The following is a 13940-nucleotide window of genomic DNA, read 5'->3' on the forward strand; positions in this document are numbered from 1 at the left end:
GGGTATAGCTCAGCTGGGAGAGCGCTTGCATGGCATGCAAGAGGTCAGCGGTTCGATCCCGCTTACCTCCACCAAATATTCTTTGAATATTTAGTGGTTCGCAGCAGTAGGTTTGAAAAGTTCAGTCCCCTTCGTCTAGAGGCCTAGGACACCACCCTTTCACGGTGATTACAGGGGTTCGAATCCCCTAGGGGACGCCAAAGTTGCTTTGGCAATCTCGTTGTCAGACGAGAATGCTTTTGGCAATCCCGTCGCAAGACGGAAAACCTGTCGCAAGACGGGCGAGTTTGATGAGCTTGGATATTGTCGAAAGACGGTATCGAATTCATCCCACGCGGAGTGGTAGTTCAGTTGGTTAGAATACCGGCCTGTCACGCCGGGGGTCGCGGGTTCGAGCCCCGTCCACTCCGCCAAAAATAATAAAGCGCCGAAACCATCAGGTTTCGGCGCTTTTTCTTTGTCTGTTCAGGAAACGAGGCCGCGTGCGGGGGCAGGTGCTGTGCCGGCGTCGTCATTGCCGCCGTTGCCGTGGGCCTGAGGGGCCGCGGGAGCTTGCCGCTGCTCGGTCGGAGCGGCGGCCTTGGGGGCTTCGGTCGTGCCGCGTTTGCCGCTGACAACCAGGCGAGCCAGCTTGACGACTTCGCTGGCTCCAGCGGGCAGGCTGCCAACCAGCAGACCTAGCGTCAGGCTGAGGCACCACCATCCCTTTTTCACTCTTGGCATCTCCGACTCCATCCTCGCATTGGGCAAGGCGCGGATTGAAGTGTTGAACAAGCCCGGGTAGCGGGCCAGCGCGGCGCGACGAACTGCGCTTTCCGTGGGGTGAACTGCGACCGAGGGTCGCTCAATGCCGGGCCCGGAAAGCAAAACGGGCCCAGAGGGCCCGATCGTGCTTGGCGGAGAGGGCGGGATTCGAACCCGCGGTGGGCTATTAACCCACACACGCTTTCCAGGCGTGCGACTTAAACCGCTCATCCACCTCTCCTGCAAGCCCGCCATCATAACGCATTGGCGAGCGCTGCGGAGAGTCAATCGGTCAGTTCGCGCTGCGCCAGTCGAGCGCGCCGCGCCAGTCGAGTTGGTGCACGACGTTGTTGAGGTGCAGCATGCGCCGCGAGCGGGCGAGTTCATGGCCGGTGCCGTCGATCAGCGCGACGTTGCACAGGATGTTCATCGGGTCGAAGAGGGCCACGACGTCGGGCTGGATCTCGGTCCACTCCCAGGCGATCTGGATGGCTTCGCCATCGGCCAGCGCTGCCCAGACCTCCTGTCCGCTTCTCAGCCCGGAGCGTGCATCATGCACTCTGACACTGCTGCCGACTTGTCGCAGGTCATGAGTCACCTTTTCAAACTCGTTTACAGTCTTAACGACCGTATCGCAGGCCATCAGTTGCCATGCTGCCATCTGCATTCGGATCTCCCCGTCATTGGATGGCTCGCAGTTTGCGTTCGTCGACGCTGTGCTGCTCCTACCAACCCTAGTAGCGCATGAACCTCCAGCGGTACGAACAAGTCAGTCAAGCGGCAGATTTCGCATCTTTCAGGCAAGGACTGATCGATGCTGCGCACGACTTGGGCTTCGGGTTGATCTCAGGTGTCATGGTCATTGAGCGACCAACGCCGGGCGCCAAGAAGCAGTACGTTCCGATTGGCAATACGCCAGCTGAGTTCCTGGCCGCGTCCGGCGATCTGGAGAACGTGAAGCGGGATCCCGTACATCGCCACGTGGCACGGGCTCACACGCCCTTGATCTATGACCAGAGGCTTTATGCCGACGCGGACGCCGGCGATCTCTGGGAAATGCAAGCACCTTACGGCTACCGTACCGGGATAGCCGTCAGTGTGTTGATGCCGACCTATCGGCGGTTCCTGTTGGGCGTTGATCGTGATGAGGCTTTGCCTCGCGACCCCAAAAAGCTGAATCGCATGGTTGCCGACCTGCAGTTGCTCGCAATCCATGCACAAGACGCTGCTGGACGCGTCCTTGTACCGCGCACCGGTCGATCCGACGCGCCTCAGCTGAAGCCGCGCCAGCTTGAAATTCTGAAGCTGACGATGGAAGGTAAGAGTGCCTGGGTTGTCGGCAGCCTTCTCGGCATCAGCGAGAACACTGTCAACTACCACATGAAGCAGCTGTTCGAGCAACTGGACGTGTCGAGCAAGGGCCATGCGGTATTGAAGGCCATGGAGCTTGGCCTCTTGTAGTGCCCGAGGCGCGCCCTACAAGGGTTTGTAGTTCCCCGCGTTCTTGCCGTCCTACAAACTCCGCCCCATCTTGAATTCGGCCCAGGTGGCCAGATGGAGCGGAACATGTGGAACCTGATTGCTGAAATCTTCGGTTTGCCCTACACCGGCAGCTAAAGCCCGTAGGAAGTAGGAAAAGCGACACCTCCATCGCTTTCGTTCGGCGCCCCCCGAACGTCTTGCGCCCGCGACCGCCCTGACTAGGGGCCCTCGCGGGCTTTTTTGTATTCAAAGGTCAGGGTCGCGCGCCGCCCTTGAGCAGCGCCATCGCCGTGCCAATCAGGCCTCCGACCTCGCTCATGTTGCCCGGCACGATCATGGTGTTGGTCTTCTGCGCGAGCTGGGCATAGGCCTCGACGGCCTTCTCAGCGACCTTGAGCTGCACGGCCTGGTCGCCACCCGGCTGCTGAATGGCTGCGGCGATCTTGCGGATGGCGTCCGAGGTGGCGTCGGCCACCGCCGTGATGGCCGCCGCCTCGCCCTGGGCCTTGTTGATCTCGGCCTGTTTCTGGCCTTCCGACTTGGCGATGGCCGCCTCGCGCTCGCCGGTGGCGATATTGATCTGCTCCTGGCGGCGCCCCTCGGAGGCCGCGATCAGGGCGCGCTTCTCGCGTTCTGCCGTGATCTGGGCCTGCATGGAGTGCAGGATGGCCGGTGGCGGCGTCAGGTCCTTGATCTCGTAGCGCAGCACCTTGACGCCCCAGTTCAGCGCCGCCTCGTCCAGGGCCTCGACGACGGAGGTGTTGATGAGGGCGCGCTCCTCGAAGGTGCGGTCCAGCTCCATGCGGCCGATGACGGAGCGCAGCGTCGTCTGGGCGAGTTGGGTGATGGCCACGACATAGTTGCTGGCACCGTAGCTGGCGCGCATCGGGTCGGTGACCTGGAAGTAGAGGATGCCGTCGACAGTCAGCTGGGTGTTGTCCTTGGTGATGCAGACCTGGCTGGGCACGTCCAGAGGAATCTCCTTCAGCGAGTGGCGGTAGGCCAGGCGATCGACAAAGGGCACCAGGAAGTTCAGGCCCGGCGTCAACGTGGCGTGATAGCGGCCCAGTCGCTCGACGACCCAGGCATGCTGCTGGGGCACGACCTTGATCGAGCGGACCACGAAGATGGCGGCGATGACGAGGATGACGAGTGCGATTTCCATGAGGCCTCTCAGGCGGAGTTCTGCAGAAACATGGGAGGAGATGACGCTCAGCGGTCCAGCAGCAGGCAACTGCCTTCCATGGCGCGGATGATGTGCCGGCCGCTCTGGGCAGGCGGGTTGCCGATGAAGCGGGCCTGCCAGGCCGCGCCACGGTACTGGACCTGGGTCCGCCCTTCGGATGACCAGGTGTCCACCTGCACGCTCTGGCCGATGTCGAGGTTGACGTCGGGGTTGCTGGCGGCCGGCGCCGCCTCGGGCGCCTTGTCGCGACGCCGGTGAAGCACGAAAACGGCCGCTCCGCCCACGACGGCCGAGGCCAGCATCTGCCCCGCGGGGCCCAGATTCAGATGAGCCGCCACCGCGCCGGCCGCGGCTCCCACCGCCAGCATCAGCAGATAGAACGTCCCGCTGGCCAGTTCGGCCGCCACCAGCACACCCGCTGCAATCCACCAGACGGTGGCCCAGTTCCAATCCATCTCGCCTCCCAAGGCTGTGGTATCGATCCAGTTTAGACCCGCGACATGGGTGAGACACGCTGCGGCCCTACACTTCGCCGCTTCGTTTTTTTGATGCCCGCCCGCTGGAGGCCGCCATGATCCGTTTCCATTTCCCCGTTGTCATCATTGACGAGGATTACCGTTCAGAAAATACCTCGGGACTGGGCATCCGCGCGCTGGCCGAGGCCATCCAGAAAGAAGGCATGGAAGTCCTGGGCGTGACGAGCTACGGCGACCTGTCGCAGTTCGCCCAGCAGCAAAGCCGCGCTTCCGCCTTCATCCTGTCCATCGACGACGAGGAGTTCACCTCCGGTCCCGACCTGGATCCGGCCGTGCTGAATCTGCGCAAGTTCATCCAGGAGATCCGCAACCGCAACCCGGACATCCCGATCTACGTCTACGGCGAGACGCGCACCAGCCAGCACTTGCCCAATGACGTGCTGCGCGAACTGCACGGCTTCATCCACATGTTCGAGGACACGCCGGAGTTCGTGGCCCGCCACATCATCCGCGAGGCCAAGAGCTATCTCGACGGCCTGGCGCCGCCTTTCTTCAAGGCGCTGATGGACTACGCCCAGGACGGTTCCTACTCCTGGCATTGCCCCGGCCATTCCGGCGGCGTGGCCTTTCTCAAGAGTCCGGTCGGCCAGATGTTCCACCAGTTCTTCGGCGAGAACATGCTGCGCGCCGACGTCTGCAATGCCGTGGAAGAACTCGGCCAGCTGCTGGATCACACCGGCCCGGTCGCCGCGTCGGAGAAGAATGCCGCGCGCATCTTCAATGCCGACCATTGCTTCTTCGTCACCAACGGCACCAGCACGTCCAACAAGATGGTCTGGCACCACACGGTGGCGCCGGGCGACGTCGTCGTCATCGACCGCAACTGCCACAAGAGCAATCTGCACGCCATCATCATGTGCGGCGCGATCCCGGTGTTCCTGACGCCGACGCGCAACCACTACGGCATCATCGGCCCCATCCCCGAGAGCGAGTTCAGCCCGGAGACCATCCGCGCCAAGATCGCCGCCAACCCGCTGCTGGCCCACATTGACCCGGACACGGTCAAGCCTTCCATCGTCACGCTGACGCAGAGCACCTACGACGGCGTGCTCTACAACACCGAGACCATCAAGAAGAAGCTGGACGGCTACATCCCGACGCTGCATTTCGACGAGGCCTGGTTGCCGCACGCGGCCTTCCACGACTTCTATGGCCAGTTCCACGCGATGGGCAAGAACCGCCCGCGCCCCAAGGAGGCCATGGTCTACGCGACCCAGTCCACGCACAAGCTGCTGGCCGGCATCTCGCAGGCCTCGCAGGTGCTTGTGCAGGACTCGCAGAGCGTCAAGCTCGACAAGCACCTCTTCAACGAGGCGTACTTGATGCACACCAGCACCAGCCCGCAGTACTCCATCATCGCGAGCTGCGACGTGGCCGCGGCCATGATGGAACCTCCGGGTGGCACGGCGCTGGTGGAAGAAAGCATCCGCGAATCGCTGGACTTCCGCCGCGCCATGCGCAAGGTGGATGGCGAGTATGGCGACGACTGGTGGTTCAAGGTCTGGGGGCCGGACTTCCTGCGTGCCGAGGAAGGCAGCGAGCCGATGTCGGCCGACTGGATGCTGCATGCCGACGAGGACTGGCATGGCTTCGGCGGCCTGGCCGAAGGCTTCAACATGCTGGACCCGATCAAGTCCACCATCATCACGCCCGGGCTGGACATGGAAGGCCGCTTTGCCTCCACCGGCATCCCGGCGTCCGTCGTCACCAAGTTCCTGGTCGAGCACGGCGTGGTGGTCGAGAAGACGGGTCTGTACTCCTTCTTCATCATGTTCACCATCGGCATCACCAAGGGCCGCTGGAACACGCTGCTGACCGCGCTGCAGCAGTTCAAGGACGACTACGACAAGAACGCGCCGCTGTGGCGAATCCTGCCGGAGTTCTGCGCCCAGTTCCCCAAGTACGAGCGCATGGGGCTGCGCGACCTCTGCCAGAGCATCCACCAGGCCTATGCCGAGGGCGACATTGCGCGCCTGACGACGGACATGTACTTGTCCAACCTGCAGCCGGCCATGACGCCGACGGACGCCTACGCCCACATCGCCCAGCGCAAGACCGAGCGCGTCGGCATCGACGATCTCGAAGGCCGCATCACGACCTCGCTGCTGACGCCTTACCCGCCCGGCATCCCGCTGCTGATTCCTGGCGAGCGCTTCAACAAGAAGATCTGCGACTACCTGAAGTTCACGCGCAGCTTCAACGCCAAGTTCCCGGGCTTTGCGACCGATGTGCACGGCCTCGTGCACGAGGTGGACGAAGAGACCGGCCGCGGTCGCTACTACGTGGACTGCGTGAAGGCCTGATCGGCAGGCCTAGGCTGAGGCGAGGGCGTCGCCGAGACGCCAGGGCAGGCCCTCGTGACGGGCCAGGTCGCGGCGTACGCCGGCCGGGCTCAGGCCCGTCAGAGCGCGGAACTCACGCACCATGTGGGCGCCATGGCTGAAGCCGCATTGCGTTGCCACGTCGGCCAGCGCCGCGCCATCGGCGAGGCGACGCAGCCCCTCGTGCAGGCGTTCGATGCGCAGCAGCGCCTTGGGTGACAGCCCCAGGGCGTCGCCGACGCGGCGCTGCAGCTGGCGGGCACTTGACGTGGCCTCGTCGGCCCAGTCATTGACGCTCAGGGCTGCGGCGGGTACGCGTGGCGGCGGTTGCCAGGCGCGGCGCGCCTGGGCCTTTTCCACCCAGCAATGCAACTGCTGCTCGATGATCCAGACCTGGGCCGCGGTGCTGTGGGCGCGCCGCAGTTGCGACAGCAACAGCTCGGCCTTTGGCCAGCCTATGACTTCGGCCGCCGGTCCGCGTCGGTTGACCCATTCCGCGGCCGGCAGGTCGAACAGCCAGCTCAGCACGCCGGGGCGCAGCAGCACCGTCGTGATGGCCGGGTCGTTCGCGTACACACGCCGCGCAGGAACGAGGCGAGGGCCGGCCAGCTCCAGGTCGGCCAGCGAAAGCCCCGAGTCGCCGTCGACCCAGTCGCCGCGGTGCAGCACGGTGAGGGCACCCTGCACGTTGGCGGGAAAGCATTGCACTGCGGGCAATGCCGGCCCGTCAGCACTTGGCCGCCTCACTGCGATGGCTTGCACATAGGCTGTCAGCGTCGGACTGGGCGGCAGCAGTTGCGTGCGGCTCGAGGGCATCAGCTCATGAATCCCAGGTCCTGTGGCGAGAAGGCGGCCAGCGCCGGGAAGGCCGTGTTGAGGGCCGTCGCGTCGAGGCCGAACCAGCGTGCCAGTGTCGCGCCGAACTGCTCCAGCGAGGTGCTGGGTATGAGGGCGCCACGGCTGCCGGAATCGTCCGCGCCGCCCAGGGCCGGATAGGGGAAGCGGCCGTAGACCTGGCCGCCCTTGACGGCGCCGCCGAGGATGAGGTGATGGTTGCCCCAGCCGTGGTCGGTGCCGGAGCCGCTGGGCTGCAGGGAGCGGCCGAATTCGCTCTGCGTGAAGCTGGTGACCATCTGCGAGACGCCGAGCTCGACGGTGGCGTTGTAGAAGGCGCCCATGGCGTCGCCCAACTGGCGCAGCAGGTCCCATTGCTGCCAGCTCTGGCCGCTGTGGGTGTCGAAGCCGCCGAGCTGCACGAAGAAGACCTGGCGCTTGACGCCGACGGTGTTGCGCAGCGCGATGACACGGGCGACCTGCTGCAGTTGCTGGCCCAGATCGGTGCCGGGAAAGACGGTGCTCACGGTGCCGGCGCCGCTGCTGCGCAGCAGCATGCCCAGACTGAGCGCGTCGCGCCTGACCTGGTTGGCGGCCTGGATCAGCTTGACGCCGCCGTCCAGAGCCAGGATCTCGCTCAGAGCCTGGCTGCGTGCGGCCGTTGCGGACGCCGGCCAGGTGCTCATGCCGCTGACATCGAGGTTGAAGCCCGGCACCAGGCTGGCGCTGGGCACCTGGGCGCCGTTGGAGAACAGCGCGCCGCCGGCCATGGAGACCGCGGCGGGGAAGCGTGAAGTGCCGTTGCGCGCGACGAGGGCATCGGCCGTGCGCCCGCCCCAGCCGGTGCCGCCGCCGCTGCCGTTGCCGGCCTGGGTCTGCTGCATCTGGTCGGAATGGGAGAACAGGTTGGCTGGCAGGGTCGCCGCGCCGGCCAAGATCTGGGCGCGCGTCGTCGGTGCCAGCAGCGGGCCGACGTTGGCGATGGCCGCCAGCCTGCCCTGGGCCCACAGCGGATGGACGGTCTGCAGGCCGGAGTTCAGCGCATAGGCCACGCCATCGGTCGTGGTGATGGGCAGCAGGGCTGTGTTCTGGTCGGGCAGGGCCAGGCCGCCGCGCAGGTTCTTGTAGGCCGCGTAGGCGGCCGCGCCCTGCGGCACCAGCACGTTGTGGCCGTCGCAGCCACCGGCGAGGAAGACGCAGACCAGGGCGCGGTAGTCCTCGGTCGTCTGCGCATGGCTGGAGAAGGCCGGTGCAGCCGTGAGGGCGCAGGCGGCACGCAGCAGGGCGCGGCGGGTGGTGTTGTGGGCGGTCATGGCGCGTCCTTCCTCAATGTTGGATGGCGTGCTGGCCGGACAGCAGCGTCAGATAGAGAGCCACCTGCACGCGCTGCGTGGCGTCGTACTGGGCATTGATGGCGTTGGCCAGGCTTTGGCGCATGGCTGCCGGCATGCGGCCCCACAGCAGGGCCTGATCGACGGCGTTGATCAGGGCCGTCGTGTCGTTGGCCACCGCGGTGAAGGGCTGGAGATTGATGCGCATATTCCCGCCCGGCTGGGTCAGCAAGGCCCACAGGAAGTTGCCGCGCAGCGTGGCCTCGGTCGGCGTGTAGATCTGGAACTCGGGCGCGTTCAGCGTCGTCTGCGGCAGGCGGAAGACCTGCGAGTAGTGGCCGAAAACCGAGGGCGGCGTCAGCGGCGTCTGGCCGGTGCGGCCGATCTCCCAGCTGAGCTGGTTGCCGGGCTGGAAACCACCGTTCAGCGCTCGCAGGGTGGCCGCGATGTGCTGCATCGGGTCGCGCAGCCGGCCGTCGTTGGTGCCGGCCGTGTCGTTGCGGGCTTCGGCATCGAGCAGGATGGCGCGCACGACGGCCTTCAGGTCACCGCGCACGCCGCTGCCGTTGTTGGTGAACACGGCGGCGACGCGCTGCACATAGGCCGGGCTGGGGTTGCTCTTGACGAGCTGGCGGATCAGCCGCAGCGACACGAAGGGCGGCGTGTTGGGATGCTGGAAGAGGCAGTCCAGCGTCGCCTTCAGGTCGGCATCGGTGCCCTGGCTGGCGGCCAGGCTGCAGCCGAGGAAGCTCTTGGCGCGCTGGTCATGGTTGACCTCGCGCAGCACCATCGGACCGCTGAAGTTCTCCCAGTTGTTGCTGCCGGTGCCGACATAGGTCCAGCCCGTCAGCGCCAGGGCCACCTGCTGGATGGTCGACTGGTCATAGGTCGGGATGGTGCGACCGGACAGGTCCAGCTGCGGCGTGCCGTCGGCGTTCAGCTTCACGAGGCCGATGGTGAAGAGCTGCATCAGCTCGCGGGCGAAGTTCTCGTTGGCCGCCGAGCCGCCCAGCGGCTTGTTGCTGTTGGCGAGGTCCAGGTATTTGCCCATCTGCGGGCTGCGCGCGACTTCCTCCAGCAGCGTGCGGTAGTTGCCGAAGGCGTTCTTGCTCAGCGTGCGCAGATGCGGCGCGATTTCCTCGGCATAGATGTTCTTGTTGGCCGAGATGACGATGACCTGGGCCAGCGCATAGGCCACGCGCTGGCGCAGCTGGTCGGGGGCGTCGGTCAGCCGGTTTAGCATCTGGGCCGCCACCGTCGACGTGCTGCCGTCGGTGGGCGTCGCGACGGCCGTCTCGGCCATGGCGAACTGCTCGGCCAGCCATGCGTCCTGGCCCAGGCTCTGCACGCGGGCGACGGCGCCGGCGTTGGGGCCGAAGCTGGCCTGCTCCAGGAAACGCGCGGCGGCCAGATTCGCCGTGCCTTGGCCGGGGCCGGGGACCGGTGAAGGCGCCGGTGCCGGAGCGGGCGAGGGGGCCGGACTGGGCGATGGAGAGGGCGACGGCGCAGGCGTGGGCGCTGGAGCCGGCGCCGCGGTGGAGATGGACAGATTGACGATGTCCGAGCCTATGGTGCCCAGGCCCGTCGCCCAGACCTGCACCGGCTGCGTCTTGCCCAGCCAGGTGCTGGGAGCGGTCGCCGAGGCCAGCAGCTGCGTGGCCGAAACGCGAGTGACGGTCGCGCTCAGGTCGCCGATCTTCACGGCCACATTGGTCGGGAAGGCGGCGCCGTTCAACTTGAGCGTGAAGGCGCCGGCGGGCACCGCCGCCGGGCTGATGCTCCACAGCCGCGGCTGGACCTGGGTGATGCTCAGCGTGATGCTGCCGGATTTGGCCGGGTAGGCCGTGCTGGTGGCCGCGACGGTGACGTCACTCTGCATCGGCACCGTGGCGGGCGCCGTGTACAGGCCGCGGTCGCTGACCGTGCCGATGGTGGTGTTGCCGCCGGCAATGCCGTTGACCGTCCAGGTGACGGTGTTGGGCGACAGCGGCACATAGGCCGTCAGCTGCCGGGTGGTGGCGATGGGCAGGTTGCCGCTGCTGTAGACCGTGATGGTCTGGGCGAGCAGAGGGCCGGCGCCCAGTCCGCCGGCGACGGCCAGCGCGGCGATGCGGACAAGACGTGGCGGGAGAGGGCAGGGCATGGCGTCGCTCCGAAAGAAGGCGACTTTCCGGCGCAAAGCTCATGCCATGCCTGGCGGGCCTCAAAACTGACGTCGTGCGTCGGTTATGAGGCTTGGGGCCCCGATCGAACTGACGATTTCTGTTCGTTGCTGACCAAGGATGTCAGTCTTGTAAGGACTTGCGTGGCTGATTTGTGCAAATGTCACGAGTTGTGCGTGACCTGGTCAGCCCGCGCAAGCTCACTCCATGGCCATCGCGGTATGGCTGAAACCACCGTCGACATAGGTGATTTCGGCGCTGATGCCGGCCGCAAGGTCGGACAGCAGGAAGGCGGCGGTGTTGCCGACGTCCTCGATGGTCACGTTGCGACGGATGGGTGCCTGGGCCGCGAACTGGCCCAGCAGCTTGCCGAAGTCCTTGATGCCCGAGGCCGCCAGCGTCTTGATCGGGCCGGCCGAGATGCCGTTGACCCGCACGCCCTTGGAGCCCATCGCCTGCGCCAGGTAGCGCACGCTGGCTTCCAGGCTGGCCTTGGCCAGGCCCATGGTGTTGTAGTTGGGCACGACGCGGATGGCGCCCAGGTAGCTCAGCGTCAGCAGGGCGGCGCCCTCGCGCAGGCGCGGTGCCGCCAGCTTGGCCATGGCCGGGAAGCTGTAGGCCGAGATGTCGTGGGCGATGCGGAAGTTCTCGCGCGTCATGCCCTCGAGGAAATTGCCGGCAATCGCCTCGCGCGGCGCGAAACCGATGGAATGGACGAAACCGTCGAACTCCGGCCAGGCCTCGCCCAACTGGTTGAACAAGGCTTCCATCTGCTCGTCGCTGGTCACGTCGCAGTCGAAAACCAGCTGGGAGCCGAATTCGGCGGCGAACTCGGTGATGCGGTCCTTGAAGCGCTCGCCTTGATAGCTGAAAGCCAGCTCGGCGCCTTCGCGGTGGCAGGCACGGGCAATGCCGTAGGCGATGGAGCGGTTGGACAGCACGCCCGTGATCAACAGCCGCTTGCCGGCGAGAAAGCCCATTCTTGTCTCCTGTGAGGTCTCAAACAGCCTCAGATTCTGGCATGCGCAGGGCGTAGCAGCTTGCCGGCACGGGACTTGCACAGTACAATCCGAGCTTCACCAGACTTGAGGGAACTCTGAAAAGAGGCTCTCAACGAGCACCGGACGACATCCCCCGGTGCGCGATATCAGGTGAACGAGTGGGCGGATTCATCCAGCCCATTTTTTTTGCTTTTTCGATTTTCTCTCGCTAGACCCCCGCATACCCCGAATGAGTTGGCAAACCGCTGTGGAAACGACCGTGACCGGACTCGGTTACGAACTCGTGGACTGCGATCGCAGTGCCAGTGGTGGGACTGTGCGCGTCACGATCGACAAGCTGCCGGCGCAGGCCGACGCCGGCGAGTTGATCACGGTGGACGATTGCGAGAAGGTCACGCGCCAGTTGCAGTATGTGCTGGAAGTCGAAGCGTTTGAATACAGCCGGCTCGAGGTGTCCTCGCCGGGTCTGGACCGCCCGCTGCGCCATGCTGCGCACTTTGCGCGCTTCGCCGGCCGGGAAATCGACATCACGCTGAAGATGCCCTTCCAGGGGCGGAAGAAATACCGCGGCGTCGTCAGTTCGCAGCCGGACAGCGCGGACGACCAGGCCTGGCGCCTGGTTTTCGACGACGGCGAGGCCGAGCAGGCGTTGGACTTCACCCTCGACGAGGTGCGTGAAGCCCGCCTGGTGCCGACATTCAGTTTCAAGGGGCGCGGCGGTGAGCCGGCGCCCGATCGAAAGCCCGGCCAGCGGGGCGTCATCAAGCCGAAGAAAGCTTCGGCCAAGAAACAAGCGGGCGAGCCTCAGGCGGCGCCCGGCCAAGACAAGGTTGACGGAGGTCTCAAGCAATGAACCGCGAAATGTTGATGCTGGTGGACGCGATCTCGCGCGAGAAGAGCGTGGAGCGCGATGTCGTGTTCGGTGCGGTCGAAGCCGCGCTGGCCTCGGCCACCAAGAAGATTTACGGCGGTGAGGCCGACATCCGCGTCAGCGTGGACCGTGACTCTGGCGAGTACGAGACCTTCCGCCGCTGGCATGTGGTGCCGAACGAGGCCGGCCTGCAGAACGCCGACGCCGAAATCCTGCTGTTCGAAGCGCAGGAACAGATCGCTGACATCGAGGTGGACGACCACATCGAGGAGCCCGTCGAGTCCGTGCCCATCGGCCGTATCGGCGCGCAGGCCGCCAAGCAGGTCATCCTGCAGAAGATCCGCGACGCCGAGCGCGAGCAGCTGCTGAACGACTTCATGTCGCGCGGCGAGAAGATCTTCGTCGGCACCGTCAAGCGCCTGGACAAGGGCGACATCATTGTCGAGAGCGGCCGGGTGGAAGGCCGCCTGAAGCGCAGCGAGATGATCTCGAAAGAGAACCTGCGCACCGGTGACCGTGTGCGCGCCGTCATCCTCGGCGTGGACCCGACCCAGCGCGGCCCGCAGATCATGCTGTCGCGCTCGGCGCCTGAGTTCATGAAGGAACTCTTCGCCCAGGAAGTGCCGGAAATCGAGCAGGGTCTGCTGGAGATCAAGAGCTGCGCCCGCGACAGCGGCAGCCGCGCCAAGATCGCCGTCGTCAGCCACGACCGCCGCGTCGACCCCATCGGCACCTGCGTCGGCGTGCGCGGTTCGCGCGTCAATGGCGTGACGACCGAACTGGCCGGCGAGCGCGTGGACATCGTGCTGTGGAGCGAAGACCCCGCCCAGTTCGTCATCGGCGCCCTGGCCCCGGCCAATGTGCAGTCCATCGTCGTGGATGAAGAGCGCCACGCCATGGACGTCGTCGTCGACGAGGAAAATCTCGCCATCGCCATCGGCCGTGGTGGCCAGAACGTGCGCCTGGCGTCCGAGCTGACCGGCTGGCGCATCAACATCATGTCGGCCGAGGAATCGGCCGCCAAGCACGAGCTGGAAGCCGAAAGCGTCCGCAAGCTCTTCGTCGAGAAGCTCGACGTCGATGCCGAAGTCGCCGACATCCTGATCGCCGAGGGTTTCACCAGCCTGGAAGAAGTCGCCTACGTCCCGATGCAGGAAATGCTCGAGATCGAAGCCTTCGACGAAGACACCGTCACCGAGCTGCGCACCCGTGCCAAGGATGCGCTGCTGACGATGGAAATCGCCAAGGAAGAGAAGGTCGAGGAGGTCTCGCAGGACCTGCGTGACCTCGAGGGCGTTTCGCCCGAGCTGCTGAGCAAGCTCGCCGAAGGCGGCATCAACACCCGTGACGACCTGGCCGATCTGGCCGTCGATGAATTGGTCGAGCTGACCGGCCAGGATGAGGCCGCTGCGCGCGCTCTGATCATGAAGGCCCGCGAACATTGGTTCAACGCCTGATCAACAACACGCCGC

Annotated in this window: 11 protein-coding genes, 3 tRNA genes and 1 pseudogene; 6 read left to right on the top strand and 9 right to left on the bottom strand. The window is 65.4% G+C overall.

The genetic code is table 11. From position 1 onward, the window contains the following. Positions 1–124 precede the first annotated feature (124 nt). Both AC3WOE_RS02500 and AC3WOE_RS02505 read left to right on the top strand, forming a co-directional pair. Positions 125–200 (top strand) — tRNA-Glu (locus AC3WOE_RS02500). A 136-nt stretch (positions 201–336) separates the two neighbouring features. After that, positions 337–413, top strand: a tRNA-Asp gene (locus AC3WOE_RS02505). A 52-nt stretch (positions 414–465) separates the two neighbouring features. On the opposite strand, the gene AC3WOE_RS02510 is transcribed toward AC3WOE_RS02505, so the two are convergent. From AC3WOE_RS02510 to AC3WOE_RS02520, 3 genes are all read right to left on the bottom strand, one after another. Beyond that, complete coding sequence (locus AC3WOE_RS02510) at positions 466–723, bottom strand: hypothetical protein (RefSeq protein ID WP_492688009.1); 258 nt, start codon at positions 721–723, stop codon at positions 466–468. Between the two features lie 171 nt (positions 724–894). Next, positions 895–985, bottom strand: a tRNA-Ser gene (locus AC3WOE_RS02515). 51 nt (positions 986–1036) lie between these two features. Beyond that, the gene (locus AC3WOE_RS02520; protein WP_492688011.1) at positions 1037–1411 is read right to left on the bottom strand and encodes a DUF4902 domain-containing protein; all 375 of its coding nucleotides are present in this window, start codon (positions 1409–1411) and stop codon (positions 1037–1039) included. A 77-nt stretch (positions 1412–1488) separates the two neighbouring features. Here AC3WOE_RS02520 and AC3WOE_RS02525 point away from each other — a divergent pair, with 77 nt between their 5' ends. Beyond that, a complete protein-coding gene (locus AC3WOE_RS02525) occupies positions 1489–2205 on the top strand; it encodes a helix-turn-helix transcriptional regulator (RefSeq protein WP_492688013.1) in 717 nt (238 codons plus the stop codon). Between the two features lie 274 nt (positions 2206–2479). Here AC3WOE_RS02525 and AC3WOE_RS02530 read toward each other — a convergent pair whose 3' ends face one another. Both AC3WOE_RS02530 and AC3WOE_RS02535 read right to left on the bottom strand, forming a co-directional pair. Next, positions 2480–3391 (bottom strand): SPFH domain-containing protein, encoded by a 912-nt coding sequence (locus tag AC3WOE_RS02530; RefSeq protein WP_492688014.1) that lies wholly within the window; start codon positions 3389–3391, stop codon positions 2480–2482. Between the two features lie 47 nt (positions 3392–3438). Beyond that, positions 3439–3867: an NfeD family protein gene (locus AC3WOE_RS02535; protein ID WP_492688015.1), complete on the bottom strand. Its 429-nt coding sequence runs from the start codon at positions 3865–3867 to the stop codon at positions 3439–3441. Positions 3868–3983: 116 nt separating this feature from the next. Here AC3WOE_RS02535 and AC3WOE_RS02540 point away from each other — a divergent pair, with 116 nt between their 5' ends. Further along, on the top strand, positions 3984–6251 hold the full coding sequence (locus AC3WOE_RS02540; protein ID WP_492688016.1) for an Orn/Lys/Arg family decarboxylase: 2268 nt from the start codon (positions 3984–3986) through the stop codon (positions 6249–6251). Positions 6252–6260: 9 nt separating this feature from the next. Here the strand turns inward: AC3WOE_RS02540 and AC3WOE_RS02545 are convergent, their stop codons facing one another. The 4 genes from AC3WOE_RS02545 to fabI all read right to left on the bottom strand — a co-directional run bounded on the left by AC3WOE_RS02545 (position 6261) and on the right by fabI (position 11576). Next, positions 6261–7085: an AraC family transcriptional regulator gene (locus AC3WOE_RS02545; protein WP_492688017.1), complete on the bottom strand. Its 825-nt coding sequence runs from the start codon at positions 7083–7085 to the stop codon at positions 6261–6263. Continuing rightward, positions 7085–8416, bottom strand: coding sequence for a DUF1501 domain-containing protein (locus AC3WOE_RS02550; RefSeq protein WP_492688018.1), 1332 nt, complete (start codon positions 8414–8416; stop codon positions 7085–7087). The genes AC3WOE_RS02545 and AC3WOE_RS02550 overlap by 1 nt, the downstream gene beginning before the upstream one ends. A gap of 13 nt (positions 8417–8429) precedes the next feature. Further along, entirely contained in the window at positions 8430–10577 is a 2148-nt protein-coding gene (locus AC3WOE_RS02555) for a DUF1800 domain-containing protein (protein WP_492688020.1), read from the bottom strand. Between the two features lie 219 nt (positions 10578–10796). After that, positions 10797–11576, bottom strand: coding sequence for an enoyl-ACP reductase FabI (gene fabI, locus AC3WOE_RS02560; RefSeq protein ID WP_492688022.1), 780 nt, complete (start codon positions 11574–11576; stop codon positions 10797–10799). 250 nt (positions 11577–11826) lie between these two features. Between fabI and rimP the strand changes: the two are divergent. Together rimP and nusA are read left to right on the top strand one after the other, a co-directional pair. Beyond that, a pseudogene (gene rimP / locus AC3WOE_RS02565) lies at positions 11827–12333 on the top strand (ribosome maturation factor RimP); the annotation flags it as partial. A gap of 113 nt (positions 12334–12446) precedes the next feature. Continuing rightward, positions 12447–13925: a transcription termination factor NusA gene (nusA, locus tag AC3WOE_RS02570; RefSeq protein ID WP_492688024.1), complete on the top strand. Its 1479-nt coding sequence runs from the start codon at positions 12447–12449 to the stop codon at positions 13923–13925. The last annotated feature ends 15 nt before the right edge of the window (positions 13926–13940 follow it).

The organism is Roseateles sp. FW305-36 (genome assembly GCF_058787015.1).

What these genes read in the sequence shown, in the direction of transcription:
- AC3WOE_RS02510 (WP_492688009.1), bottom strand. Translation starts at nt 723, where the DNA reads ATGCCAAGAGTGAAAAAGGGATGGTGGTGCCTCAGCCTGACGCTAGGT.
- AC3WOE_RS02520 (WP_492688011.1), bottom strand. Translation starts at nt 1,411, where the DNA reads ATGCAGATGGCAGCATGGCAACTGATGGCCTGCGATACGGTCGTTAAG.
- AC3WOE_RS02525 (WP_492688013.1), top strand. Translation starts at nt 1,489, where the DNA reads ATGAACCTCCAGCGGTACGAACAAGTCAGTCAAGCGGCAGATTTCGCA.
- AC3WOE_RS02530 (WP_492688014.1), bottom strand. Translation starts at nt 3,391, where the DNA reads ATGGAAATCGCACTCGTCATCCTCGTCATCGCCGCCATCTTCGTGGTC.
- AC3WOE_RS02535 (WP_492688015.1), bottom strand. Translation starts at nt 3,867, where the DNA reads ATGGATTGGAACTGGGCCACCGTCTGGTGGATTGCAGCGGGTGTGCTG.
- AC3WOE_RS02540 (WP_492688016.1), top strand. Translation starts at nt 3,984, where the DNA reads ATGATCCGTTTCCATTTCCCCGTTGTCATCATTGACGAGGATTACCGT.
- AC3WOE_RS02545 (WP_492688017.1), bottom strand. Translation starts at nt 7,085, where the DNA reads ATGCCCTCGAGCCGCACGCAACTGCTGCCGCCCAGTCCGACGCTGACA.
- AC3WOE_RS02550 (WP_492688018.1), bottom strand. Translation starts at nt 8,416, where the DNA reads ATGACCGCCCACAACACCACCCGCCGCGCCCTGCTGCGTGCCGCCTGC.
- AC3WOE_RS02555 (WP_492688020.1), bottom strand. Translation starts at nt 10,577, where the DNA reads ATGCCCTGCCCTCTCCCGCCACGTCTTGTCCGCATCGCCGCGCTGGCC.
- fabI (WP_492688022.1), bottom strand. Translation starts at nt 11,576, where the DNA reads ATGGGCTTTCTCGCCGGCAAGCGGCTGTTGATCACGGGCGTGCTGTCC.
- nusA (WP_492688024.1), top strand. Translation starts at nt 12,447, where the DNA reads ATGAACCGCGAAATGTTGATGCTGGTGGACGCGATCTCGCGCGAGAAG.